The 21,670-nt window shown below is 66.9% G+C and carries 25 protein-coding genes and 1 pseudogene; 15 read left to right on the top strand and 11 right to left on the bottom strand.

Annotation, left to right across the window (positions count from 1 at the left end; translation table 11 throughout):
* Positions 1 to 45 precede the first annotated feature (45 nt).
* The 7 genes from EV643_RS39760 to EV643_RS39730 form a co-directional block, all read right to left on the bottom strand.
* Positions 46 to 525, bottom strand: a complete 480-nt coding sequence (locus EV643_RS39760; RefSeq protein WP_133805407.1) for an iron chaperone — start codon at positions 523 to 525, stop codon at positions 46 to 48.
* A 36-nt stretch (positions 526 to 561) separates the two neighbouring features.
* A complete protein-coding gene (locus EV643_RS39755) occupies positions 562 to 909 on the bottom strand; it encodes a VOC family protein (protein ID WP_133805406.1) in 348 nt (115 codons plus the stop codon).
* 89 nt (positions 910 to 998) lie between these two features.
* Entirely contained in the window at positions 999 to 2,240 is a 1,242-nt protein-coding gene (locus EV643_RS39750) for an MFS transporter (protein WP_133805405.1), read from the bottom strand.
* Between the two features lie 22 nt (positions 2,241 to 2,262).
* Positions 2,263 to 2,673: a VOC family protein gene (locus tag EV643_RS39745; protein WP_133805404.1), complete on the bottom strand. Its 411-nt coding sequence runs from the start codon at positions 2,671 to 2,673 to the stop codon at positions 2,263 to 2,265.
* A gap of 5 nt (positions 2,674 to 2,678) precedes the next feature.
* A complete protein-coding gene (locus EV643_RS39740; protein WP_133805403.1) occupies positions 2,679 to 3,128 on the bottom strand; it encodes a helix-turn-helix transcriptional regulator in 450 nt (149 codons plus the stop codon).
* A 49-nt stretch (positions 3,129 to 3,177) separates the two neighbouring features.
* Entirely contained in the window at positions 3,178 to 3,570 is a 393-nt protein-coding gene (locus EV643_RS39735; RefSeq protein ID WP_133805402.1) for a nuclear transport factor 2 family protein, read from the bottom strand.
* A gap of 41 nt (positions 3,571 to 3,611) precedes the next feature.
* Complete coding sequence (locus EV643_RS39730; protein WP_133805401.1) at positions 3,612 to 4,322, bottom strand: hypothetical protein; 711 nt, start codon at positions 4,320 to 4,322, stop codon at positions 3,612 to 3,614.
* A gap of 319 nt (positions 4,323 to 4,641) precedes the next feature.
* Here EV643_RS39730 and EV643_RS39725 point away from each other — a divergent pair, with 319 nt between their 5' ends.
* The 8 genes and pseudogenes from EV643_RS39725 to EV643_RS39690 all read left to right on the top strand — a co-directional run bounded on the left by EV643_RS39725 (position 4,642) and on the right by EV643_RS39690 (position 12,425).
* A complete protein-coding gene (locus EV643_RS39725) occupies positions 4,642 to 6,618 on the top strand; it encodes a sensor histidine kinase (RefSeq protein ID WP_166665748.1) in 1,977 nt (658 codons plus the stop codon).
* The gene (locus tag EV643_RS39720; RefSeq protein WP_133805399.1) at positions 6,611 to 7,300 is read left to right on the top strand and encodes a response regulator transcription factor; all 690 of its coding nucleotides are present in this window, start codon (positions 6,611 to 6,613) and stop codon (positions 7,298 to 7,300) included. Before EV643_RS39725 ends, EV643_RS39720 begins: the two co-directional genes overlap by 8 nt.
* 13 nt (positions 7,301 to 7,313) lie before the next feature.
* A complete protein-coding gene (locus EV643_RS39715) occupies positions 7,314 to 7,730 on the top strand; it encodes a VOC family protein (RefSeq protein WP_133805398.1) in 417 nt (138 codons plus the stop codon).
* A 78-nt stretch (positions 7,731 to 7,808) separates the two neighbouring features.
* Positions 7,809 to 8,363 (top strand): isochorismatase family protein, encoded by a 555-nt coding sequence (locus tag EV643_RS39710; protein WP_133805397.1) that lies wholly within the window; start codon positions 7,809 to 7,811, stop codon positions 8,361 to 8,363.
* A 46-nt stretch (positions 8,364 to 8,409) separates the two neighbouring features.
* On the top strand, positions 8,410 to 8,973 hold the full coding sequence (locus EV643_RS39705) for a mycothiol transferase (RefSeq protein ID WP_133805396.1): 564 nt from the start codon (positions 8,410 to 8,412) through the stop codon (positions 8,971 to 8,973).
* Between the two features lie 52 nt (positions 8,974 to 9,025).
* Positions 9,026 to 9,484: pseudogene (locus EV643_RS39700) on the top strand (GNAT family N-acetyltransferase); the annotation flags it as partial.
* Between the two features lie 37 nt (positions 9,485 to 9,521).
* Positions 9,522 to 10,229, top strand: coding sequence for a UMP kinase (pyrH, locus tag EV643_RS39695; RefSeq protein WP_133805394.1), 708 nt, complete (start codon positions 9,522 to 9,524; stop codon positions 10,227 to 10,229).
* Positions 10,230 to 10,424: 195 nt separating this feature from the next.
* Positions 10,425 to 12,425, top strand: coding sequence for an elongation factor G (locus EV643_RS39690; RefSeq protein ID WP_133805393.1), 2,001 nt, complete (start codon positions 10,425 to 10,427; stop codon positions 12,423 to 12,425).
* Here the strand turns inward: EV643_RS39690 and EV643_RS39685 are convergent.
* The gene (locus EV643_RS39685) at positions 12,422 to 13,228 is read right to left on the bottom strand and encodes a Rossmann-fold NAD(P)-binding domain-containing protein (protein ID WP_133805392.1); all 807 of its coding nucleotides are present in this window, start codon (positions 13,226 to 13,228) and stop codon (positions 12,422 to 12,424) included. The two genes, EV643_RS39690 and EV643_RS39685, sit on opposite strands and share 4 nt — an antisense overlap.
* An 89-nt stretch (positions 13,229 to 13,317) precedes the next feature.
* On the opposite strand from EV643_RS39685, the gene EV643_RS39680 reads away from it, so the two are divergent.
* Together EV643_RS39680 and EV643_RS39675 are read left to right on the top strand one after the other, a co-directional pair.
* Positions 13,318 to 13,554 carry a winged helix-turn-helix transcriptional regulator gene (locus EV643_RS39680; protein ID WP_238166126.1) on the top strand — a complete coding sequence of 79 codons (237 nt, stop codon included), beginning with the start codon at positions 13,318 to 13,320 and terminating at the stop codon, positions 13,552 to 13,554.
* Positions 13,551 to 14,075 carry a hypothetical protein gene (locus EV643_RS39675; protein WP_133805391.1) on the top strand — a complete coding sequence of 175 codons (525 nt, stop codon included), beginning with the start codon at positions 13,551 to 13,553 and terminating at the stop codon, positions 14,073 to 14,075. Before EV643_RS39680 ends, EV643_RS39675 begins: the two co-directional genes overlap by 4 nt.
* An 11-nt stretch (positions 14,076 to 14,086) precedes the next feature.
* Here EV643_RS39675 and EV643_RS39670 read toward each other — a convergent pair whose 3' ends face one another.
* The 3 genes from EV643_RS39670 to EV643_RS39660 all read right to left on the bottom strand — a co-directional run bounded on the left by EV643_RS39670 (position 14,087) and on the right by EV643_RS39660 (position 16,251).
* The gene (locus EV643_RS39670; protein WP_133805390.1) at positions 14,087 to 14,482 is read right to left on the bottom strand and encodes a VOC family protein; all 396 of its coding nucleotides are present in this window, start codon (positions 14,480 to 14,482) and stop codon (positions 14,087 to 14,089) included.
* 10 nt (positions 14,483 to 14,492) lie between these two features.
* Positions 14,493 to 15,272: a putative protein N(5)-glutamine methyltransferase gene (locus EV643_RS39665; protein WP_133805389.1), complete on the bottom strand. Its 780-nt coding sequence runs from the start codon at positions 15,270 to 15,272 to the stop codon at positions 14,493 to 14,495.
* A 73-nt stretch (positions 15,273 to 15,345) separates the two neighbouring features.
* Positions 15,346 to 16,251, bottom strand: coding sequence for a LysR family transcriptional regulator (locus EV643_RS39660; protein ID WP_133805388.1), 906 nt, complete (start codon positions 16,249 to 16,251; stop codon positions 15,346 to 15,348).
* Between the two features lie 133 nt (positions 16,252 to 16,384).
* Here EV643_RS39660 and EV643_RS39655 point away from each other — a divergent pair, with 133 nt between their 5' ends.
* Genes EV643_RS39655 through EV643_RS39635 form a run of 5 tightly spaced genes read left to right on the top strand, consistent with a single transcriptional unit; the run spans position 16,385 to position 21,669 of the window.
* A complete protein-coding gene (locus EV643_RS39655) occupies positions 16,385 to 17,368 on the top strand; it encodes a hydroxyacid dehydrogenase (RefSeq protein WP_133805387.1) in 984 nt (327 codons plus the stop codon).
* A 22-nt stretch (positions 17,369 to 17,390) separates the two neighbouring features.
* Positions 17,391 to 18,548 carry a mandelate racemase/muconate lactonizing enzyme family protein gene (locus EV643_RS39650; protein ID WP_133805386.1) on the top strand — a complete coding sequence of 386 codons (1,158 nt, stop codon included), beginning with the start codon at positions 17,391 to 17,393 and terminating at the stop codon, positions 18,546 to 18,548.
* Between the two features lie 10 nt (positions 18,549 to 18,558).
* Positions 18,559 to 19,878 (top strand): ABC transporter substrate-binding protein, encoded by a 1,320-nt coding sequence (locus EV643_RS39645; protein WP_133805385.1) that lies wholly within the window; start codon positions 18,559 to 18,561, stop codon positions 19,876 to 19,878.
* A 5-nt stretch (positions 19,879 to 19,883) separates the two neighbouring features.
* Entirely contained in the window at positions 19,884 to 20,825 is a 942-nt protein-coding gene (locus EV643_RS39640) for a carbohydrate ABC transporter permease (RefSeq protein ID WP_133805384.1), read from the top strand.
* The gene (locus EV643_RS39635) at positions 20,815 to 21,669 is read left to right on the top strand and encodes a carbohydrate ABC transporter permease (RefSeq protein WP_133805383.1); all 855 of its coding nucleotides are present in this window, start codon (positions 20,815 to 20,817) and stop codon (positions 21,667 to 21,669) included. The genes EV643_RS39640 and EV643_RS39635 overlap by 11 nt, the downstream gene beginning before the upstream one ends.
* Position 21,670 lies beyond the last annotated feature (1 nt).

Below are 21,670 nucleotides of genomic sequence, written 5' to 3'. Positions count from 1 at the left end.
TCTCCATCTCTCGGGCGGGGCTGGGCTGAGGGGTTGCCTCAGTCCTCAGCCGGCCGCTTTCTTCACCAGCTCGGCGATCCTCGCCTCGTCTGCGGCGGTCAACTCCATCAGTGCGAAGGCGGTCGGCCACATGGCGCCGTCGTCGAGCTTCGCATCGTCGTTGAAGCCTAGCGTCGCGTACCGCGCCTTGAACTTCGCCGCGGGCTGGTAGAAGACGATGATCTTTCCGTTCTTGGCATACGCGGGCATGCCGTACCACAGCTTGGGCGTGAGGGTGGGCGCGGCGGCCTTGACGATTTCATGGATCCGCTCGCCCATGACCCGATCGGCTTCATCCATCTCGGCGAGCTTCTCGAGCAGGGCGCCCTCCTCGTCCACCTTCGCACCCTTGCCGCGGCGCGCTTCCGCCTTCAGCTCCTGGGTGCGGTTCTTCATCGCGGCTCGTTCTTCCTCAGTGAGCCCCGTGTACTCCGTCGCGGTCGCCTTCTTGGCGGTCGCCTTCTTTGCCGCCTTCTTCTCAGCCATTGCGAAGCACCTCCATCTGTCGAACGAGTCTGAACATCAGTCCTGGAGCAGCCCGAGGACGTTGCCATCGGGATCGGTGACGGTGGCCACCAGGCGGTCGCCACCGACGTTGTGCGCGGGTTCCTTCACGACGGCGCCCGCGGCGGTCACCTCGGCCAGCTTCGCCTCGATGTCCGTCACGTGCCAATAGGCCACCACCGAAGTCTGGGGTCCGCCGCTCGGAACCAGTCCGATCTGCTGGCCGGCGGCCTCGAAGCCGACGTAGTACGACGACTCGGTCTGCGGCCGTACGCCGAGCAGCGCGGCGTACACCTCGGTGGACTTCGCCAAGTCGGAAACGGGGTGGAGCACGGTCTGGATGCCGAGGGTGGTTGAGTCGGTCATGGTCACTCCCTGAAGTCGTGGATCGGTTGTGACAGTCACGCTAGGCGCGGACCGCTGAGCGGCGCTTCTCGATTCCTGATCGGTTTTGGTCACCCGCTCGCCGGCGTACGACGGCGACCCAGCAGCAGGACGCAGGCGACGACGCCGAGTACGACGGTGGCGAGTCCCGATCCGCCGAGCGTCGCGCGTGGGCCCAGTGCCGTGATCAGGGGTCCGCCGAGCGCAGTACCGACCGGGGAGGCGGTGAGCAGTACGGCGCTGCGGGCGGCGAGCATCGCGGCCAGGTGCTGTGGTGGCGACTTCGCCTGCATCAGCGTCACCGAGAGCGCCACGAACGGTCCGTAGATCGCGCCGCCGAGCGTGAAGCAGGCGACGGTGACGGCTATCGGCACGTCGAACCCGAACGGCAGCAGCGCGAACCCCCAGGCGATCACGATTCCGACCGTCACCGGCCAGAGTGGCAACTGCCGTAGCGCGCCGACCGCGAGCCCGCCGAGCACCGCGCCGATGCCGAACAGCATCCAGTAGAGGCCGAGGAGCGTGCCCGGTGCGTGCAGGTCTTGGGTCACGTGGAGTGGCAGGGCGACCTCGACCGGGCCGTAAAGCAGGTTGAAGAACCAGGTGAGCGCCAGCAGCCCGAGCAGCTCGGGATGGGATCGCATCAACCCGAGCCCACCGCGGGCGGCCTTGTCGACGACGGAGATGTGCCCCGTCTCCGGCAGTTGCAACCGCGCGACGAGTACGGCGAGGAACACGTAGGTGAGTGCGTCCAGGCCGAGCACGTACGCCGAGCTCATGTACGTCACCAGCACACCGGCGATCGCGGGCCCGACGATCGTGGCAGCGAAGTTGAGCGTGCTGACCAGCGTGTTCGCGGCGAGGCGCTGCTCGTCGGGCAGCAGCTCGGCGAGGATCGTGTACTTGCCGGCGTTCCCCCATGCGTGCAGCAGCGACGAGAGGGCGAGCAGTACGACGTACAGCGGCAGTGAAAGCAGCCCGGCGAGCCATGCGATCGGGATGGCGCCGATGAACACGCCGCGTACCACGTTGTCGATCAACAGGAGCCGCCTGGCCGACATCCGGCGTAGCCGGCGCCCGAACACCAGCGCGCCGACCACGCCCGGCAACGTGTACGCCGCGACCGCGCCGCCGACCCACAGCCCCGCGGTCGCCTCCGGCGCGAGCTCTATGGCCAGCCAGGCGACCGCGACGAAGCTCATCCCGTCCCCGAGGTACGAGACGGCGAAGCCGAGCATCAGCCGCCGGAACACCCGGTTGGCGAGCACCGGCCGGTAGGCGGTGGGGACGACGCTTCCCGGTAGCGAGGGCACCTTGTCAGGTCAGGCGGCCGGCTTAGCGGAGTTCCTGGATCCGGACCATGTTGCCCGCGGGATCGCGGAAGGCGCAGTCGCGTACGCCGTACGGCTGGTCTGTCGGCTCCTGGACCACCTCGGCATCGCCGGACTGCAGCCGCTCGAAGGTTTCGTCGAGGTTCTTGGTGGCCAGGTTGATGCCGGCGTAGGTGCCCTTGGCCATCATCTCGGCGATGACCCGGCGCTCGTCGTCGGTGATCCCGGGATCCGCGGCCGGCGGATGCAGGACAATGGACGTACCGGGCTGGTCGGGCGGGCCGACGGTGATCCACCGCATCCCTTGGTAGCCGACGTCGTTGCGGACCTCGAAGCCGAGCGTGTCGCGATAGAAGGCCAGGGCTGCGTCCGGATCGTCCTGCGGGAGGTAAGCCGAGTGAATAGTGATGTCCATGGCAGTCACGCTAACTGCGGCTGGCCGGCCGGCGCTTCTCGATTCCTGATCGGTCTGGTCACCTGCTTCGACACGCACGACGGCATCCCCGCCGTCGCGCGCGCCGCCTCACTCCGATAGACGCTGGGCGACATGCCGACCAACTCGCTGAAGCGAGTGCTGAAGGTGCCCAGCGACGAGCAGCCGACCGCGAAACACACCTCGGTGACGCTGAGGTCGCCCCGACGCAGCAGAGACATCGAGCGCTCGATCCGCCGCGTCATCAGGTAGGAGTACGGCGACTCTCCGTACGCGGCCCGGAACTCGCGGCTCAGGTGCCCGGCCGACATGTTCGCGCCACGGGCCAGCGCCTCGACATCCAGCGGCTGCGCGTACTCCCGGTCGATCCGGTCCTTGACGCGGCGCAATACCGCGAGATCACGCAGGTGCTGAGCCGAGGCGGGTCTGTTGCTCACATGCGAAATGTTGCCATGTCACATCAAGACTTGCCTAGCGCGCCGCAGCTCAGGACAGGGCTTGCTGAAACTTCAACGTGTCCGTGTAGTGGTAGTAGCGCTTGAGTTTGCCGTCCTCGAGTTCCCAGACATGGGCGAACGCGGCGTCGAGCGGCTTGCCTGTCCCCCTTGCCGTCGCGCTGTAACGCCCGAGCGCCACCACGAAGTCGCCTCCGTCGATGAACTGCTCGAAGCCCAGCTGGAAGTCCTCGAAGGCGGCCATCAGCGCGCCGAAGACATCCTGCGCCACGGCATCGCGACCTTTGTGGACACCACCCCAGGGCAGTCCTTCGGCGGCATGCCATTCGACGTCCGGGTGGAAGCTTTCCAGGACTGCTGGAAGGTCGCCGCGGGCGAAAGCCTCGTAGGTTGCTTCGGCGATGCGAACGTTGTTCTCGGACATGACACTTCCTCCTTGTTGATGATCGATTCAGTCGGCGAGGCTCAGGTCGCCCGCCGAACCATCCAGACGCTGACCGCGATGAACCACGCGAAACCGAGCACGATGGCGAAGAAGCCGACGCTGCCGGCCGGCATGGACGCGAGACCCGCGAACAGCGCGGCGGCGATCACGCCGGTGGTGATCGTGAGCCACCGCGTCAGCAGTGCGTGACGCCTGCCGGCCAGAGCCACCGAGGTCATGAACGTCGCTATCGGCAACCACATGAGCACGAAGGTGAGGGCGGAGAGGTCGAGGAGAGCGCGGGCGGTCCCTGCGTCGATGCCTTCGCTCGCCCTGGCGACGGCGGCGAACTGGGCAGTGCAGCTGACGAGACCCAGCGACACGGCCACGAGCCCTGCGCCTCGGCAGATGCCGGACAGAAGCCCGGACCCTCCCTCGCGGAGCTGAATCTCCTGCGCGACGTAGACACTGAAAACCAGCAGGGCGATCAGAGCGAGGGTGCCGATGCCACGTCCCACCCAGTAGTTGCCGTCGGCAGCAGCCACAGCGGCACTCGCCAGGTACCGCTCGACCGCGGCGAGGGAGTCGTCCGGGCGATCCATGGGGACCGGGGGCTCACCGGCGCGGTTGATGGTGTCATCCCCGATCACGATGCCGAGCGTGAACAGCGCTCCGCAGGCCGCGGCGGCGCGTCGGGCCAGCCCCCTGCCGGTGGATTTCAGCCCTTCTCCAGGGACCGATGCTGACTTCATCCTTTGCCTCCGTCTCGCGATGACGCCTCGAACACTGACGACGCTACGAACGGCGGAGTGATTGCACATCGAAGCAAGCCCCCGTCTTCTGTGCTGGTTTCCGCAGGCGGCATTCCGGATCTCCGCAGTGCGTTCTGTGGATTGCCTGCTGGACCGCCCAGCCGGGCGCTGGGAGAATTTGGTCATGTTGATCCCGGCACCGGTTTGCCGGTTCCTTGCCGTCGTCAGTGTCCTTGCACTGTTGTCGGCTCCCCCTGTCGCTGCGCTCCTCGGACGGGGCATATCCGCACAGCAGTTCGCATTCACGGGTGGCTTCCTCGTGCCGTTCGCTGCGACCGGCCTGTACGCCTTCTGGCGGCGCCCTGATCTTCCCGTCGCCAGACTCCTGCTGACCGCCGGCTCCCTGTGGGCGCTCTTCGCTTCAGGAGACTTCCTCCTGCGAGCGGTTCTGGAGCAAGATCCGGATGCTCCGGGACTCTGGATCGCGAACCTGGTTCTGCTCGGCGTGGGCTGTGCCTGCTTCGCGGTTGCACTGACCCTGCTGGCGCTGTTCCCCGATGGGCGCTACCAGCGTGCCTATGAGCGCCGGTTCATCCGTCCTCTGTGGAGTCTGCCGGTCGCGGTCCCGCTTCTTGCGGCCTTGCTGACCCCACGGTTCCACCTGGCCTACGACCGGAGTACACCGGAGATCCCGAACCCTGCAGCGATCCTCGACGGGGTGGGCCTCGAGAAGGTGCCCGAAGGGCTGTTCAGCGGCCTCGCGACGAGCTTTCTCCCGGTGGGTGTCGCTTTGCTCGCGTTGCGCTATCGCCGGCTCGGCGCAGAGCAGCGGGCACAGGTTCGGTGGCTGCTGTGGGTTTGCATCGTGGGTCTCATGGTCGGCATCGGGCTGGCCGTGCTCTCGGCCCGTGGGAGCGGTCTGGTCGATATCGTTTTCATGATCGTCGGCTACGGCTTCCTGGCCCTTGTCCCGGTGGCGATCCTCATCGCGATCCTTCGGTATCGGCTCCTGAACGTCGACGTACTCATTCGCAAGTCGCTCGTGTACGGCACCCTGTGGCTCCTCATCGTCGCGGTCTATGTCCTCGCAGCGGCTGCTCTGGGAGTCGCGGTAGGTGGTCAGCTGCCGGTGTCCGTGGCGATCCTGCTCACGGTCGTCGCGACGCTGGCCTTCCAGCCGGCTCGGCGCCGGCTCGAGCAACTCGCCAACCGCTGGGTGTTCGGCGAGCCGACCAACCGCTACGAACTCCTGGCGGCCTTCGGCGCCGATCTCGAGCGCACGCTCAGCCTGGACGAACTTCTGCCCCGGCTCGCGGGCACGGTCCAGCGCGGACTCGACGCAAGCTGGGCGCGGATCTCTGTCACTCAGGGTTCGGACGGAGACGCGGTGCTGGTGCCCCGGGCTGCTGCTGGGATCGAGCCCGACGCGCGCGCCGAGCCGACCTTGAGCTCGCGGTTGCACGTAGCCGACTCGAACACGGCGGTGGGCGTGATCGAATGCGGCCCCAGGCGCGAGGGCAAGTACTCGGACCAGGATCGATCCCTGCTCGAGACGCTAGCTCGCCAAGCCGCGCTGGCGGTCCGCAACGCCGGACTCGCCTCGGAGCTCTCGGCGAGGCTTGACGAGATCCGGATCCACGCTGACGAGCTGGCCGCGTCGCGGTCCCGCATCGTCCATGCCCAAGAGACAGAGCGCCGGCGGATCGAGCGCAACATCCATGACGGCGCCCAGCAGGAACTGGTCGCCTTGATCGCCAGCCTGAGGTTGGCACGCAATCAGCTCGAGCGCGATCCGGTCTCAGCGGGGGCGACCCTCGCCGGACTTCAGGAGGCGGTCATTGCCACGCTCAACGACCTGCGCAACCTGGCACAGGGAATCCATCCGGCCGTGCTCAGCGACAAGGGCCTGCTCGCGGCGCTCGAGGCAAGGGCCAGGACAGCGCAGGTTGCGGTCGCCATCAGTGCCGATCCGGCGGCGCGTCGGCTGCGCTTCGATGACGATGTCGAGGGCGCCGCCTACTTCTTCGCGTGTGAAGCGCTTGTGAACGCGCTCAAGCACGGAAGAGCCGACTCGATCGAGCTGACAGTCACCCACGATCAGGGCTGGCTGAGCGTCGAGGTGAGCGACGACGGCGTCGGCTTCGAGCCGGCCACGACGCCCAAACGGGGACTTGCCAATCTCGGAGACCGGGCCGCTGCCCTGGGCGGCCACTTCCACCTCGAAAGCGAACCGGGCCGAGGGACGACTGTCCGCTGCGCGCTGCCGGCACCGATCCGCGAGGCAGCACATGTCTGAGCGCCTGCGCGTGGTGATCGCCGAGGACCACTATCTGGTCCGGGAAGGGACTCGCAAGCTGCTCGAAGACTCTGGCGAAGTCGAGGTCCTGGCCGCCGTCGGCACGGCCACGGAACTGCTCGATGCTGTTCGCAGGCTCTCCCCCGACGCCGCGATCACCGACTTACGAATGCCGCCCGGCCACAGTTTCGAAGGCATCGAGGCCGCCCACCGGATCCGTGTGGATCATCCCCCGGTCGGCGTGGTTGTGCTCTCCCAGCACGCAGATCCCGAGTATGCGGCCGAGCTTCTCAAGTACGGAGCCGGCGGGCTCGCCTACTTGCTCAAGGACCGACTGGGAGAAGTCGACGAGCTGGTCAGAGCACTTCGAGCAGTAGTTGCCGGCGGCTCCGTGATCGACCCGGCGGTGGTCGAGGCCCTGCTCAGACACAGGACCCGGGACGAGAACTCGCCACTGGCCCAGCTCGCGCCCAGAGAGCTCGAGGTGCTGCGAGAGATGGCTCAGGGAAAGGCGAACAAGGGAATCGCCGCAGCTCTCACGTTGTCCGAGTCCTCGGTCGAGAAGTACGCGCACTCGATCTTCACCAAGCTGGATCTCGCCCAGGAGTCCCAGCTCCACCGACGGGTGCTGGCCGTGCTCACCTTCTTGCGCGAGTCCGGCCGACTCGGCGACGACCACTGACCTGGAGCGCCAGATGTCGATCTATCCGAAGCTGTTGCACACCGCATTGGACACAACAGACGCGCGCGGTCTGGCGGACTTCTACCGCGAGTTGCTCGGACTGCGATACCGCCCTGGTGACGAGCCCCCGACCGACGGCACTCCCGATGATGCCGACTGGCTGGTCCTGGTCGATGACGATGGACGCCGGAAGTTGGCGTTTCAGCAGGTGAGTACTCTTCCTCGCTCGACCTGGCCCGCCCACGACGTACCGATGCAAATGCACCTGGACTTCGCCGTTCCGACCCTGGAAGCCCTCCAACTCCATCGACAGCGAGCCGAAGAACTCGGCGCCAGACTGCTCCTCGATCGCACCGACGACGACGGCGAACCCCTGTACGTCCTCGCCGACCCAGCCGGCCACCCCTTCTGCCTCCTCGTCGCACCGTGATGACTCGGCTGATCGAGAATTGTCGGTGGGGGTGGTTAGCGTGTCCCCTGCTGGTTGAGACCTCTGGAGGGGATTGTCATGAGTACGTTTTCTGATCGGCCGAACACCGCGCTGGTGATCATCGATGTTCAGAACGGTGTCGTGGACGGCGCGTACGAGCGGGACGCGGTGGTTGGGAACATCAGCTCACTGGTCGACAAGGCTCGTGGGGAGGGTGTGCCCGTGGTGTGGGTGCAGCACTCCGACGACAACATGGAGAAGGGCACCGACGCCTGGCAGTACGTGCCTGAGTTGACGCAGCTTGAGTCCGATGCCGTGGTGCACAAGAAGTTCGGCGACTCGTTCGAGGAGACCGACCTGGAGGACGTGCTGGCGAAGGCCGGTGTCGGGCGGCTGGTGGTGGCCGGAGCGCAGACCGACGCGTGCATCCGGTCGACGATCCACGGGGCATTCACGCGCGGGTACGACGTGACGCTGGTTGGCGACGCGCACACGACCGAAGACCTCAGCGAGTACGGTGCTCCCTCGCCGGATCTGGTCATCGCGCACACCAACCTCTACTGGAAGTACCACGACGGTCCCGGCCGCACCACCGGCGTACAGGAGACGAAGGAGGTCACGTTCGCCGACTGATCAATTGCGGACGGAGAACGTCCGGGGTGGACGCTACGGTGCTGGCATGACTGACAGTGATTACCCCTGGGAACCGCCACTGGCCGGCAACGAGGTGGAGCATCTGATCGGGGCGCTGGATCGGCTGCGGACGACGTTTCGGTGGAAGGCCGACGCGCTCGACTCGGCTGGATTGCAGGCCCGGATCGGTGCATCCACGCTCACCCTCGGCGGATTGCTCAAGCACCTGGCCTCGGTGGAGGACTACACGTTCACCGCGAAGCTGAGCGGCGAGCCGATCGGAGCGCCGTGGGATGCGCTCGGGTGGACCGGTGACAACGACTGGGAGTTCGGCTCCGCAGCCGACGACTCGCCCGAGCAGCTCTATGCGCTCTGGGACGGTGCGATCGAGCGGTCACGTTCGCGACTGGACGCTGCCCTGGCCAACGGCGGGCTCGACCAGCTCGCTCACATCTCCGGGCCCGACGGTCAGCACGCCAGTGTGCGCCGCCTCGTCTGCGACCTGATCGAGGAATACGGTCGCCACACCGGACACGCAGACCTGCTCCGCGAAGCCGTCGACGGCCGGACCGGCGAAGACCCACCGGCCGGCTGGCGTCCCGTTTCGTAGAGAGAGTGTGCTGGACTTGCTCCGGGCCGCCTGACCAGATCGACGGCGCTCACCGGAGCAGAAGGCGAGGCAGATGATCGAGATCGGTCGACTGGAACCGGCAGATCGCGCGGACTGGCAGCGGCTGTTCGCGGAGTACAACGAGTTCTACGGCCGGACCATGCCGGACGAGTTCTTCGATGACGCGTGGCGCCGGTTCGCCGCGGACGAACAGGTGCACGCGCTCGGAGCCAAGATCGACGGCAAGCTGGTCGGTATCGCCCACTTCCTGACCCACGCCAGCACGACCGCCCCCGACTCCTGCTACCTCCAAGACCTCTTCACCGCAGACGAAGCGCGCGGCCGCGGCGTCGCCCGAGCCCTGATCGCAGCAGTCACAGACTGGGCCCAAGCGCACGACTGCGCGCGCCTCTACTGGTCAACCCACCAAGACAACCACCGAGCCCGCCGCCTCTACGACCAGCTAGCCGAAAACCGCGGCTTCATCCTCTACACCATCCAACTGCCCTAATCCCCCGCCACCATCACCGCCTTCGGAGGAGCCCACGGTGTACGAACGGATCGTGATCAAGCTGTCCGGTCAAGCGATCGCCGGTGGGGCCGGTTTCGGTTTCGACAGCACCAGCCTCACGCACCTCGCGACCGAGGTTCTCGCCGCCCGAGCGACCGGCGTACAAGTGGCTGTCGTGGTCGGCGGTGGCAACGTGTTCCGCGGCAACCGAGCCGAGGAGTGGGGTATCGATCGGGTCGAGGCGGACAACATCGGCATGCTCGGCACCGTGATCAACGCCGTACTCCTCCGCGGCCGGCTCACCGCGCTCGGCGCGACCGACGTACGGCTGATGACCGCGATCCCGATCAACAATCTCGCCGAGCCCTACATCCGGTTGCGCGCGCTCCGGCACCTGGAGAAGGGGTCCGTCGTCATCCTTGCCTGTGGCAACGGGCAGCCGTTCACGACCACCGACTACCCCGCCGTCCAGCGGGCGATCGAGCTCGACGCCGACGCACTCCTGGTCGCCAAGAACGGCACCGACGGGGTGTACGACGCCGACCCGAACCGGGTGCCGACCGCTGAACGGTTCGACCGCCTCTCCTACGCCGACGTGATCGCGCGCGGCCTGAACGTAATGGACCAGAGCGCGTTCATCCTCGCCCGCGACCACCGGTTGCCGCTCCACGTCTTCGACATCGACGCCCGCTCAGCCGCCACCGCCATCTGCAAGGGCGAACCAATCGGCACCCTGATCAGCTAAGCCACGGCAGCAGGTTCTCCAGGGTGTGTCGAGCTGGGCCTCTTGCGCGGGGGAAATTCTGTTGCCGGGTGAGTGGGGGTTCTGGTGTAGTGGCGGTGTTCGAGACAGGTGTTCAGTTAAGGAGTGCAGCCATGCGACCTCGCTTCATGTCCGTCGTAGTTGGCACTGACACCTGTTCAAAGGACATGAAGCTTTGTGAAATTACTGAACCTGGGAATCCTGGCGCATGTCGACGCCGGTAAGACGAGCCTGACCGAGCGGCTGCTCTTCGCCGCCGGGGTCATCGACGAAGTCGGTAGCGTCGATGACGGCAGTACCCAGACCGATTCGCTCGCGCTGGAGCGGCAGCGCGGGATCACCATCAAGTCGGCGGTCGTCTCGTTCGCGATCGGCGACGTCACAGTCAACCTGATCGACACTCCCGGCCACCCGGACTTCATCGCCGAGGTGGAGCGGGCGCTCAGCGTGCTCGACGGAGCTGTTCTGGTCGTGTCGGCCGTGGAAGGCGTGCAGGCGCAGACGCGTGTACTGATGCGGACCCTCCAACGGCTGCGGATTCCGACGCTGATCTTCGTCAACAAGGTCGACCGCGGCGGAGCGCAGTACGAGCCGTTGCTGAAGAGCATCGCGGACAAGTTGTCGGCGGCGGTCGTCCCGATGGGGTCGGCGGCGGGACTCGGGTCGCGCGCGGCCACGTTCACGCCGTACGGGCCGGGCGATCCGGGGTTCTCCACCAGCCTGGTCGAGGTGCTTGCCGAGCGGGATGAACAACTCCTGGCGACCTTCGTCGAGGACGAGAAGGCCCTCTCGTACGACGCCCTGCGGGGTCGGCTGGCGGCGCAGACCAAGCAGGCGCTGGTGCATCCGGTGTACATCGGGTCGGCGATCACGGGAGCCGGGACGGACGCGTTGATCGCGGGGATCCGGGAACTGCTGCCGGCCGCCGAACACAGCGACGAAGCGCCGGCCGCCGGGTCGGTGTTCAAGGTCGAGCGTGGTCCGGCGGGCGAGAAGATCGCGTTCGTCCGGATGCGCACCGGCCGGATCCGCACCCGCGACCGGCTCCGCTTCCACGGCGACCACGAGGCGAAGGTCACCGCGATCAGTGTCTTCGGCAATGGGACGGCGACCACCAGTACGACGGTCGCGGCCGGCCAAATCGGCAAGCTGTGGGGGCTAGCCGACATCCAGGTAGGCGACACCATCACGGCGGCCGACGGGGAGCAGCCCGCCGCCGCAGTACAGGGTGGGTTCTTTGCGCCGCCGACGTTGGAGACCGTGATCGCGCCGGAGAGGCCTTCGGACAAAGGGAATCTGCAGGTCGCGCTGGCTCAATTGGCCGAGCAGGATCCGTTGATCAATCTGCGGCAGGACGACATCCGGCAGGAGACCTACGTCTCGCTCTACGGGGAGGTGCAGAAGGAGGTCATCCAGTCGACGCTGGCCGCCGACTTCGGGATCGAGGTCGGCTTCCGGGAGACGACCACGATCTGCATCGAGCGGCTCGACGGGACCGGTGCGGCGGTCGAGTTCAACAAGAAGGACCCGAACCCGTTCCTCGCCACGATCGGCCTGCGGGTCGAGCCGGCTCCGGTGAACGCCGGCGTGACGTTCGAGCTGGAGGTCGAACTCGGATCGATGCCGTACGCGTTCATCAAGGCCGTCGAGGAAACCGTCCGGGAGACCTTGCAGCAAGGGATCCACGGTTGGCAGCTCCCCGACTGCCGGGTCGTGATGACGCACTCGGGCTACTCGGCGCGGCAGAGTCACGCGCACGCCGTCTTCGACAAGAGCATGTCGAGCACGGCCGGCGACTTCCGCAACCTCACTCCGCTGGTGCTGATGACGGCACTGCAGGAGGCCGGTACGACGGTGTACGAGCCGATGCACCGATTCCGGCTGGAGGTCCCCACCGACACGGTCCGGGCGGTACTCGCGACGTTGGCGCGACTCCGAGCGATCCCACAGGTCCCTGCACTGGGAGCCGAATCCTCTGTCCTGGAAGGCGAAATCCCGGCAGCCGCCGTCTATCAATTGGAGCAGCAACTGCCCGGCCTCGCGCGCGGTGAAGGCGTGCTGGAGTCCTCGTTCGAGCGCTACCAGCCAGTGACCGGTGCGATTCCGAACAGGGCCCGTACCGACCACGACCCCCTCAACCGCCGCGAGTACCTACTCCACGTACTCCGCCGTGTCTAGGGGCGCAGTGAGGTTGTGCTGGCAGCGGCGACCGTGAGCGGGTCAACGGGGGAACGCTCAAGTAGCGTCCGCAGGTCCACGCTGCTGTTGTTCAGGAAGCCGTGGCGGATACTGGTCGCGATCGAGGACAGCATCGACGGCTGGAACGGCAGCAGCCCATCCGAGGCGAGCAGGCGAGCCCTGTACTCCCCCAGGCTGATCGTGCTGTGGGTGACGCCGAGACGATCAGCGACGTCGTCGGCCGTGATCGGGTCGCCGACCAGCTCGTAGGTCTTCCGGTCGTGTGCCGCGGGCGCGGCGGCCACGACCGCTGCCGTGGCCGCAAGGTCTTCGCGCGCCACCGCCGACAACGCGCCGGTGCCGAATGCCGACTCCAATCCGTCGTCAGCCCACATCAGCAGGGCGCCGAACAGTTCGGCGTACAGGCCGTTGCGCAGGATGGTCCACCCCAATCCGCTGTCCTTCAGAAGCTTCTCGGTCACGCGATGGGCAAGGGCGAACCCCAGGTGGTCGCCGGTCCCGGTCAAGCTGGTGTAGACGACGTGGGTGACCCCGTCGCGGACCGCGGCTTCAATGACCGCGGTATGGCGGGCGACGACTTGATCATCCTCGGCGAACCCGGCCGAGACCAAGACGAGAGTCGAAACGCCTCGCAGATCGATGCCGGCCGGATCGTCGAAATCGAGGCGCCGTACGCCGTCTCCGATACTGCGGCTACCTCCTACGGCGGCGGCCCCTCGCGCCCGCAACTCAGCCAGCGTGCGAGAGGCGAGCTGGCCGTTGGCCCCGGTCACCAAGATCATGGGTTTGCAGTCTCCATCCTCGTGGTTCTCTTCAGTAACTACGATGTGATCCTGATTCACCCCTGACCCGCTCACAAGGAGGCAGTTTCGTGTCACCGACGCACACAGAGGTAACCGCTGGTGCGGCCGAGCTGGACCCGTGCGGGCAGGCGGACCACCCCGACTGCGGCATCCGCGACGTCCTCGACCGCGTCGGCGACAAGTGGTCCGTGCTGGTCATCGTCGAACTCGCGAACGGCACCCGCCGTTTCCGGCAGCTTCAACGGGCCATCGACGGCATCTCGCAACGCATGCTCACCCTCAGCTTCGGGAGAATGAGTTCATGAACGAGGACGAGGACTTCCTGGCTGAGCAGGCGCATCTGGAAGCCGAAACCGAACGCATCCGGCAGGTGGCCGAAGACGCCGCCAACGACCCGGCGGCTCAGCAGGAGTGGATCCGTCAGTCCAACCTGATCTACGGCGGACTGGCGGGCGCCGGCCTGGTGATAGTGCAGCCGTTCCTGACCGAGACCTCGCTCGACCCGTCGGCGATGGTGTGCGTCATTGCGTTCGCCATCTCGATACCGTTGCTGGCCGCGCTCCTGGTGCTGAATCGGCAGGAGGAGTTTCGTCGTCGGGCGAGCAAGACGGCGCTCGTCGAGGTGGCCAAGTCGGTCGCACAAGGCTCGGCGTTCGTCGGCATCACGGCGGCCTTCTGGCACATGTCCATTGTTGCGGGGATCGTGTTCCTGGCCATGGGGTTCTTCGCGGTGGGAGTGCACTCCTCGGGATACGTGCAACTGGAGTACGGCTCGAAGTTCCGCTCGAGATTCCGTCCCCGGACCGGCAGCCAGCCGAAGGGCTAGGCGAACAAAGGCTAGGCGAACAAGCAGAAGGGATGGCCGGCCGGGTCGAAGAGGACCCGGACGGTCTCCTGGGGCTGGAAGTCGGCGAGCCGGGCGCCGACCTCCAGGGCGTGCTTGGTCGCGGCGTCGAGGTCGTCGACGTAGATGTCGAGGTGCTGGGTCGCGTTCTGCGCCCCCGCCTCGGCCGGCCACACCGGCGCCTTCCACTCCCGCTCGTACTCGAAGTTGAGCGTCGGCTCGGTCTCCGAGCTCATCTGCGCCCACCCGTCCTCCGGCGGCTCCCCCGGACGCGGTCCTTCCGTGGTCGTCACCGGCCGCCCGAGCAACCGCGAGTAGAACTCGGCCAGCACCCGCGGATCCGGCGCCATGATGGTCACAGACGTCACCTGCAGAGTCAGTCCATCCACCTGACGCAGGCTACTCGACCAAGGTGGCGATCACGACGGTCGCGCCCAACTCCTCCGACGTGGCGACCCGAGCGCTCAACCCCACCGATTCGACGTACTCGACAACCCCGGCCGCCTGCAACTCACTGGTCTCCACCAACAAGTGACCACCAACAGCGAGCCAACCCGGCGCCTCCGTAGCCACCCGCCGGAACACCTCCAGCCCGTCCGAACCGCCGTCCAAAGTGACCAGCGGTTCGTACAACCGAGCCTCGGCCGGCAGCAACCGAACCTCGTCCGACGGCACATACGGCACATTCGACAGCAGCAAATCGATCTGCCCGCGCAACGACGACGGCAACGCGTCGAACAGGTCTCCCTCAAAGACGGAACCACCAGCCGGTACGACGTTCCGCCGCGCGTTCCGGACCGCCGCGGGTTCCACATCGGCGGCGTACAACGAGACTCCCGGCAGCCCAGCCGCGACCGCGACCCCGAGCGCACCCGTCCCGCAACACAGATCGACGACCACCGCCCCGGGCCGACCGGCAGCGATTGCCTCGGCAACCAGCAGTTCCGTACGCCGCCGCGGCACGAACACCCCGGGATCCACCAGGATCCGCAACCCGCAGAACGAAGCCCAACCGACCACCTGCTCCAACGGCAGACCGTCGACGCGCTGCGCAACCATCCGCGCAAGCGAGGCCTCATCGCGGGCGGTCGCCAGGATGATCTCAGCCTCGTCCTCGGCGAACACACACCCAGCAGCCCGCAACCGCACGACGACCTCGGAGGAAGTTAAAACTGACACGGATTCCTTTCGACAGGAAACCGTAACTCCCCCGCCCGCGATCAAGCGAAGGTATTCATGTGGGGCACCAAGGTCATGCGTCGAGTTGTGGGGTCTGGCGCAACGACTCGGCGAGCCGTTGCAGGGCAGGGTTGGGACTGTCCGGGCTCCAGCACGCGTGCAAGGTCACCGAGTGCGCATCGGCCGCATCCAGCTCCCGATAGCGGACCCCTTGCACGCCCATCGCCACGATCGACCGCGGAATCAGCGCACACCCCAGGCCGGCCCGTACGAGCGCCAACATCGTCGGCACCTGTGAGGCCAGCTGACTCACGGCGTACCGGTTCATCCCGATCATCGCCGCGCAGATGTCATGCAGATACCGCGACCCCTCCGGGCTGTACCCGATGTAGTCGTCGGTCACATCAGCCAACGACACCGGCCCAGCCCCGACCAACCCAGACCCGACCGCCAACGGATGGTCGGCCGGTACGGCGAGCACCAGGTCCTCCGAGTGCACCAGCAAGGACTCGAACCCGTCAGGAATCGGCGGCCGGACCAGCCCGATATCGATCTCCAGATCCGCCAGCGCCTGGAGCTGATCCGGGCTCACCAGTTCGGTCAGCTCCACACTCACCCCCGGCGTCCGCTTGCGAACCATCGCAAGAAAATCAGCCAGTACCGCGTACGCCCCGATCGCCGTGAACGCGATCCGCAACGTCCCGGTCTGGCCGTCAGCCGCGCGCCGGGTCGCGTCGGGCGCGACCTCGAGCAGCGCGAGCACCCGGCGGCAGTGCTCGAGGAAGACCTCACCGGCGGCGGTCAACCGCACTCCCCTGCCGGTCCGGTCGAACAGGCTGACCCCGAGACTCCGCTCCAGCCCCTGGATCTGCCGGGTCAGCGGCGGCTGGGTCAGGTTCAGTCGCGCGGCGGCCCGGCCGAAGTGCAGTTCCTCGGCGACCGCGGAGAATCCGCGCAGTTGCTGCAGCGTCAAATCCATGCGCCCTCGGTATCGGTCGATGCGGAAATGGGTTTGGACGAGCATAACGGAAAACCCCTACCGTCGAGCCAACCCCCGAATCGCACGATGGCCCCGAACCCGGGCCGGACCGTCCCCGACCCGAGGAGTCAGGTTGACCAGACTGGCCGTGGTGATGACGCCGGAGCGCGCCGACGACGTGATCAGCGCCGACACCCGCGAACTGCTCGCACAGAACTTCGACGTCAGCTGGGCCGAGGACGTGAGCCCAGAAACGGTGGCCGCACTCGCCAAGGACAGCGACGTACTCCTCACCAGCTGGGGAACCCCACACCTCGACAAGGCCATCTGGGCGGACGGCAACGGCCCGAAGGCGGTCGCCCACGCGGCTGGCTCGGTCAAGAGGTTGATCGACCCGGCCGTCCTCGACCAGGGTGTAGCCGTCTTCTCCGCCGGCGGACGGATCGCCTGGTCCGTCGGCGAGTACTGCCTGGCGGCGATGCTGACCCTGGCCCGCCGGCTACCGCGATTCGACGCCGCCATCCGAGAGGGCGGATGGAAACAGACCGGTTTTCGCGGCAGTGAGATCGCCGACCAGCAAGTCGGCATCCTCGGTGCCAGCTCGACCGCACGCGCCCTCATCGCCATCCTCAAGCCGTTCGGCTGCGACCTGGTCGTCTACGACCCCTACCTGACCGGCGCCCGCGCCAAAGAGCTCGGCGTCCGCACCGCCTCGCTCGAAGAGACCCTGCAGAGCGGATTCGTCTCCCTGCACGTGCCGGACGTCCCCGAGACCAAGGGCCTGGTCACCCGCAAGCTGATCGAGCAACTCCCCGACAACGCCGTCGTGATCAACTCCTCCCGCGGCCCCGCGATCGACCAGCAGGCCCTCCTCGACCACGTCCTCGACGGCCGGATCTACGCCGCCCTCGACGTCTACGACCCCGAGCCGCCCAAGTTCGACGAGAAGACCCTCGCGGCTCCCAACCTGCTGCTCACCCCGCACGTCGCCGGTGACACGAAGGAAGGCCACCTGGCCCTGGCCGGCTACGTCCTGGCCGATGTCCTCAAGTGGCTCGACGACGGCAGCCGCGGCCCCAGCTTCGTCGACCCGGCCGTCTGGTCGATCGGGGCCTGAGGCCGGGCGAGGAGAGCCCCCCATGTCAAGAATCAGCTCCGTAAGAATCAGCTCCGTCGAGGTCTTCCCGGTCGCGGTGCCCTTCGCGCGCCGGTTCGTCCTCGGCAGCGGGGCGGTCGGCACGCCCGACCAGAAGCCCGACCAGGCCGGTGCGGTCGTGTTCGTGAAGCTGACCACCGAGGACGGGGTGGTCGGCTGGGGCGAGCAGCGCGCGCTGCCGAGCTGGAGCTATGAGACCGCCGAGACGATCGCGGTGGTGATCAAGCGTCACCTCGAGCCGATCCTGCTGGACCTCACCCCGTTCGACATCGAACTGTTCCACAGCCGCGCCGCCAAACGCCTCAGCCCCGCGGTCTCCAACGGCTTCCCGTTCGCCCGCGCCGCCGTCGACCTCGCGATGCATGACGCGGCGGGCAAGCTCGCCGGCGTACCGGTGCACGCGCTGCTCGGTGGCAAGCTGTACGACGAGATCCCGCTCTGCTCCGCGATCGGGGTCGGCCCGGCCGAGACGGTCCGCGAACATGCACAGTTGTCGTCGGACTTTGCGGCGTACAAGGTCAAGATCGGCGGCGATCCGGACCAGGACGCGGCCGCGATCGAGGCGGTCGCGGAGGTCGCCGGCGCCAAGCCGCTGTGGCTCGACGCGAACCAGTCGTACCGATCGAGCGCCCTGCGCCAACTGCTCGACCGCACCAGAGACATCCGCACGATTCATTGCGTCGAGCAACCAGTACCGAGCACCGACACGCTCGGGATGCGCCGGCTCCGCGGCCTGATCGACCTGCCGATCGCGATCGACGAGGGCAGCTTCACCGCGCAGGACCTCGCCCGCACGCTGCAACTCGACGCGGCCGATCTGGTCGTCGTCAAGATCTGCAAGTCCGGCGGTCTGCGGAACGCCCTCAAGACCGCCCAGGTCGCGCTCGCCGGCGGGCTCGAACTGCTCGCCAGTGGTTTGACCGACTGCGGTATCGGGTTCGCCGCGGCACTACATCTGTTCAGTCAGCTCGATCTGGCGTTGCCGGCCGAGCTGAACGGGCCGGAGCTGCTCTCCGACCTCTATGTCGAGGGACTGACCATCACCAAGGCCGTCGCGACGGTCCCCACCGCCCCTGGCCTGGGCGTCGTGGTCGACGAGGAGCGGATCCGCGCCGAGTCGATCGACCTGCAGTTCAGCTGAGGAGTTGCCAATGTCAACCAAGCTGTCCCGCCGCGGCTTGCTCCAGCTCACCGGCCTGGCCGGTCTGGGCGCGGCGGTCGGTACTACGGCCGCGGGGTGCGCCTCGTCGGCACCGGAGGGTGCGGCGACCTGGGCCATGTGGTCCAGCAGCCCCGCCGAACGCAAGGTCTGGGAGGACTTCAGCCAATACGTCGAAAAGCAACTGGGGGTGGAGTCGGTCCCGACCCTCACTCCGTCGAGCGGCTACCCGACCAAACTCGACCTGCAACTGGTCAGTGGGACGGCGAGCCTGGTGACCGCCATCAACGGCCAGCTGCTCCAGACCTACGCGGCCCGCGGCGCCCATCGTCCGCTCGACGACCTGATCGCGGCCGATCCCGACTTCGAACTGGACGACTTCTACCCCGCGATCCGCAAGATCAACTCGTTCAACGGCAAGACCTACGGCATCGGCTTCGACGTCGCGCCGACGGTCCTGTACTACAACAAGACGTTGCTCGCCAAGCAGGGCATCACGCCACCGTCGGCCACCGAACCGATGTCGTGGGCAACGTTCCGGGACCTGACGATCGAGCTGACCCGGCCGGGTGAGCAGTACGGGTTCAGCTGCGCACCCGCGATCGACGACCTGGTCTCGTGGATCTACTGCGCGGGCGGCAACGTGATGAACGACGACATCACCCGGAGCACGTTGGGCGACCCCGAGGCGATGGAGGCGATCCAGTTCGTCGTCGACCTGTTCGTCAAGGACAAGGTCACGCCGCCGATCACCAACCTGGTCACGGAGAGCTCGCTGTCCAACTTCATGGACGGCAACGTCGTCTTCATGCAGAACGGCCCGTGGCAGGTGGTGAACGTCCGGAAGGCCGAGTTCGACTGGGACATCGTGCCGTTCCCCGCCGGCGCCAACGGCAGTACGCCGCGAGTCTCCGGATCCGGGTTCGCCATTCCGGCCGCAGTACGGGGTGACGATCTCGAGCTGGCCTGGCGGTTGCTGAAGACCCTGACCAGCACCGGCGCACTCGACATCTACGCCAAGGCCGGCCGGAACAACCCGGCACGACTGTCGGCCGGTACGGCGTTCAAACCGCCACCGGACAACCTCGGCATCGTCCAGCAGATCCTGGCCGGCAAGCTGGCCGGCGGTCACCCGTTCGACGTGACCAGCAACTGGAATCAGGTCAAGCAGTTGCTCAGCCAGGATCTGCCGCGCACGTTCCTCGGTCAGGTCACGGTCGCCGACGTGATCGGCGGCCTGACCCCACGCCTCGACGTCCTGATGCAACAGCACCAGGACACCGTCCGCCAGGCCACGGCCAGGAAGGGGTGACCACGATGGCCGTCGACACCCTCCCCACCACCTCGATCGCACCGCCTCAGACCAAACCGGTGAAGGCGAAGCGCGAACGCAACCGCGAGACCCTGACCGCGTGGTTGTTCCTGCTGCCCAGCTTCATCGGGTTCGTCATCTTCACGGCCGGGCCGGTGGTTGCCGCGGGCGTCATCTCGCTGCTCGACTGGAACCTGTTCAGCCCGCCGACCTGGGCCGGACTGCGCAACTTCGCCCGGCTCGGTCCCGATCCGACGTTCTGGTCGGCGCTTGGCAACACCGTCTACTTCACCTTCGTCAGCGTGCCACTGACGATCGTGGTCAGCCTCGCCCTCGCCCTGCTGCTCAACCAGGGCGTCCGCCGGATCGCGGTCTTCCGTTCCCTCCTGCTGTTGCCGTACGCAACCATCACGGTCGCGGTGGCGTTCGTCTGGATCTGGCTCTACATCCCGCACGACGGCCTGGTGAATGCCGTCCTCGGGCTGGTCGGCATCAACGGGCCCGACTGGCTGATCTCCGACACCTGGGCGATGCCGGCCCTGATCGCGATGACTGTCTGGAAGAGCTTCGGCTTCGGCATGGTGGTCTTCCTGGCCGGCTTGCAGGCGATCCCGCAGCAGCTCTACGAGGCCGCGAAGGTGGACGGCAGTTCGGCCTGGCAGCGGTTCCGCAACGTCACCGTCCCGATGCTGTCCCCCGCACTGTTCTTCGTCGTGGTGACCTCGATCATCGGCTCCTTCCAGGTCTTCGACCAGGCCTTCGTGATGACCCACGGCGGCCCGGGATCGCGGACCACGACGCTCGTCATGTACATCTACCGAACCGGGTTCGAGAGCTACGACCAGGGCTATGCGGCCGCGCAGTCGCTGGTGCTGTTCGCGTTCATCGTGGTGATCACCGCGGCCCAGTTCCTGATGCAGCGGAGGCTCGTCCACTATGACAACTAACGCCCTCGCACCCCTCTATCGGAACCCGGTCGCCACCCGCAAGCTGGTCGTCTTCGGCTGCTTCCTGGTCTCCGCCATCACCCTGATCCCGGTGGTGATGATGGTGCTGGTCGCGTTCCAGTCCGACGGCGAGTCGATGGCTGCGAAGCCGTCGTTCTGGCCGAGCAGCTGGCACCCGGAGAACCTGCAGCGCGCCTTCGAACTCGTCCCGCTCGGCAAGTACCTGATCAACACGGTGATCTTCGCCGCCGGGACCACGCTGCTCGAGACGATCACGGCGGCGCTCGCGGCGTACGCGTTCGCCCGGCTGAACTTCCCCGGCCGCGGCTGGCTGTTCGGCATCTATCTGGCGACTCTGATGATCCCCTCGCAGGTCACGCTGATCCCGCAGTTCGTGCTGGTCGCGAAGCTGCACGGGATCGACACCTGGCCGGGGATGATCCTGCCGCACGCGTTCACGGCGCTCGGGGTCTTCCTGCTCCGGCAGTTCTTCCTCGGCATCCCCCGCGACTACGAAGAGGCCGCCCGGCTGGACGGCGCGAACCGCTGGCAGGCGTTCCTCCGGGTGATCGTGCCGCTGGCGATCCCGGCGATCGCGACGCTGGCTGTGTTCAAGTTCATCAGCCAGTGGAACAACCTGCTCTGGCCGCTGATCATTTCCAACACCGACGCGACTCGTACCGCGGCCGTCGGGCTGCAAGCCTTCCAGGACACCAACGGCACCCAGTGGAACCTGCTGTTGATGGCGGCAACCATCACCACGGTCCCGTTGATCGTCCTGTTCTTCCTCACCCAACGGTGGTTCATCCGAGGAATCACCATGAGCGGGCTCGGAGGCCGCTGAC

The organism is Kribbella caucasensis (genome assembly GCF_004361855.1).
Classification (GTDB): Bacteria; Actinomycetota; Actinomycetes; order Propionibacteriales; family Kribbellaceae; genus Kribbella; species Kribbella caucasensis.
Note: the sequence above shows the minus strand (reverse complement) of the source record. Positions and strands in the feature narration are given on the sequence as shown.

What these genes read in the sequence shown, in the direction of transcription:
- EV643_RS39760 (WP_133805407.1), bottom strand. Translation starts at nt 525, where the DNA reads ATGGCTGAGAAGAAGGCGGCAAAGAAGGCGACCGCCAAGAAGGCGACC.
- EV643_RS39755 (WP_133805406.1), bottom strand. Translation starts at nt 909, where the DNA reads ATGACCGACTCAACCACCCTCGGCATCCAGACCGTGCTCCACCCCGTT.
- EV643_RS39745 (WP_133805404.1), bottom strand. Translation starts at nt 2,673, where the DNA reads ATGGACATCACTATTCACTCGGCTTACCTCCCGCAGGACGATCCGGAC.
- EV643_RS39735 (WP_133805402.1), bottom strand. Translation starts at nt 3,570, where the DNA reads ATGTCCGAGAACAACGTTCGCATCGCCGAAGCAACCTACGAGGCTTTC.
- EV643_RS39730 (WP_133805401.1), bottom strand. Translation starts at nt 4,322, where the DNA reads ATGAAGTCAGCATCGGTCCCTGGAGAAGGGCTGAAATCCACCGGCAGG.
- EV643_RS39720 (WP_133805399.1), top strand. Translation starts at nt 6,611, where the DNA reads ATGTCTGAGCGCCTGCGCGTGGTGATCGCCGAGGACCACTATCTGGTC.
- EV643_RS39715 (WP_133805398.1), top strand. Translation starts at nt 7,314, where the DNA reads ATGTCGATCTATCCGAAGCTGTTGCACACCGCATTGGACACAACAGAC.
- EV643_RS39710 (WP_133805397.1), top strand. Translation starts at nt 7,809, where the DNA reads ATGAGTACGTTTTCTGATCGGCCGAACACCGCGCTGGTGATCATCGAT.
- EV643_RS39705 (WP_133805396.1), top strand. Translation starts at nt 8,410, where the DNA reads ATGACTGACAGTGATTACCCCTGGGAACCGCCACTGGCCGGCAACGAG.
- EV643_RS39685 (WP_133805392.1), bottom strand. Translation starts at nt 13,228, where the DNA reads ATGATCTTGGTGACCGGGGCCAACGGCCAGCTCGCCTCTCGCACGCTG.
- EV643_RS39675 (WP_133805391.1), top strand. Translation starts at nt 13,551, where the DNA reads ATGAACGAGGACGAGGACTTCCTGGCTGAGCAGGCGCATCTGGAAGCC.
- EV643_RS39660 (WP_133805388.1), bottom strand. Translation starts at nt 16,251, where the DNA reads ATGGATTTGACGCTGCAGCAACTGCGCGGATTCTCCGCGGTCGCCGAG.
- EV643_RS39650 (WP_133805386.1), top strand. Translation starts at nt 17,391, where the DNA reads ATGTCAAGAATCAGCTCCGTAAGAATCAGCTCCGTCGAGGTCTTCCCG.
- EV643_RS39645 (WP_133805385.1), top strand. Translation starts at nt 18,559, where the DNA reads ATGTCAACCAAGCTGTCCCGCCGCGGCTTGCTCCAGCTCACCGGCCTG.
- EV643_RS39640 (WP_133805384.1), top strand. Translation starts at nt 19,884, where the DNA reads ATGGCCGTCGACACCCTCCCCACCACCTCGATCGCACCGCCTCAGACC.
- EV643_RS39635 (WP_133805383.1), top strand. Translation starts at nt 20,815, where the DNA reads ATGACAACTAACGCCCTCGCACCCCTCTATCGGAACCCGGTCGCCACC.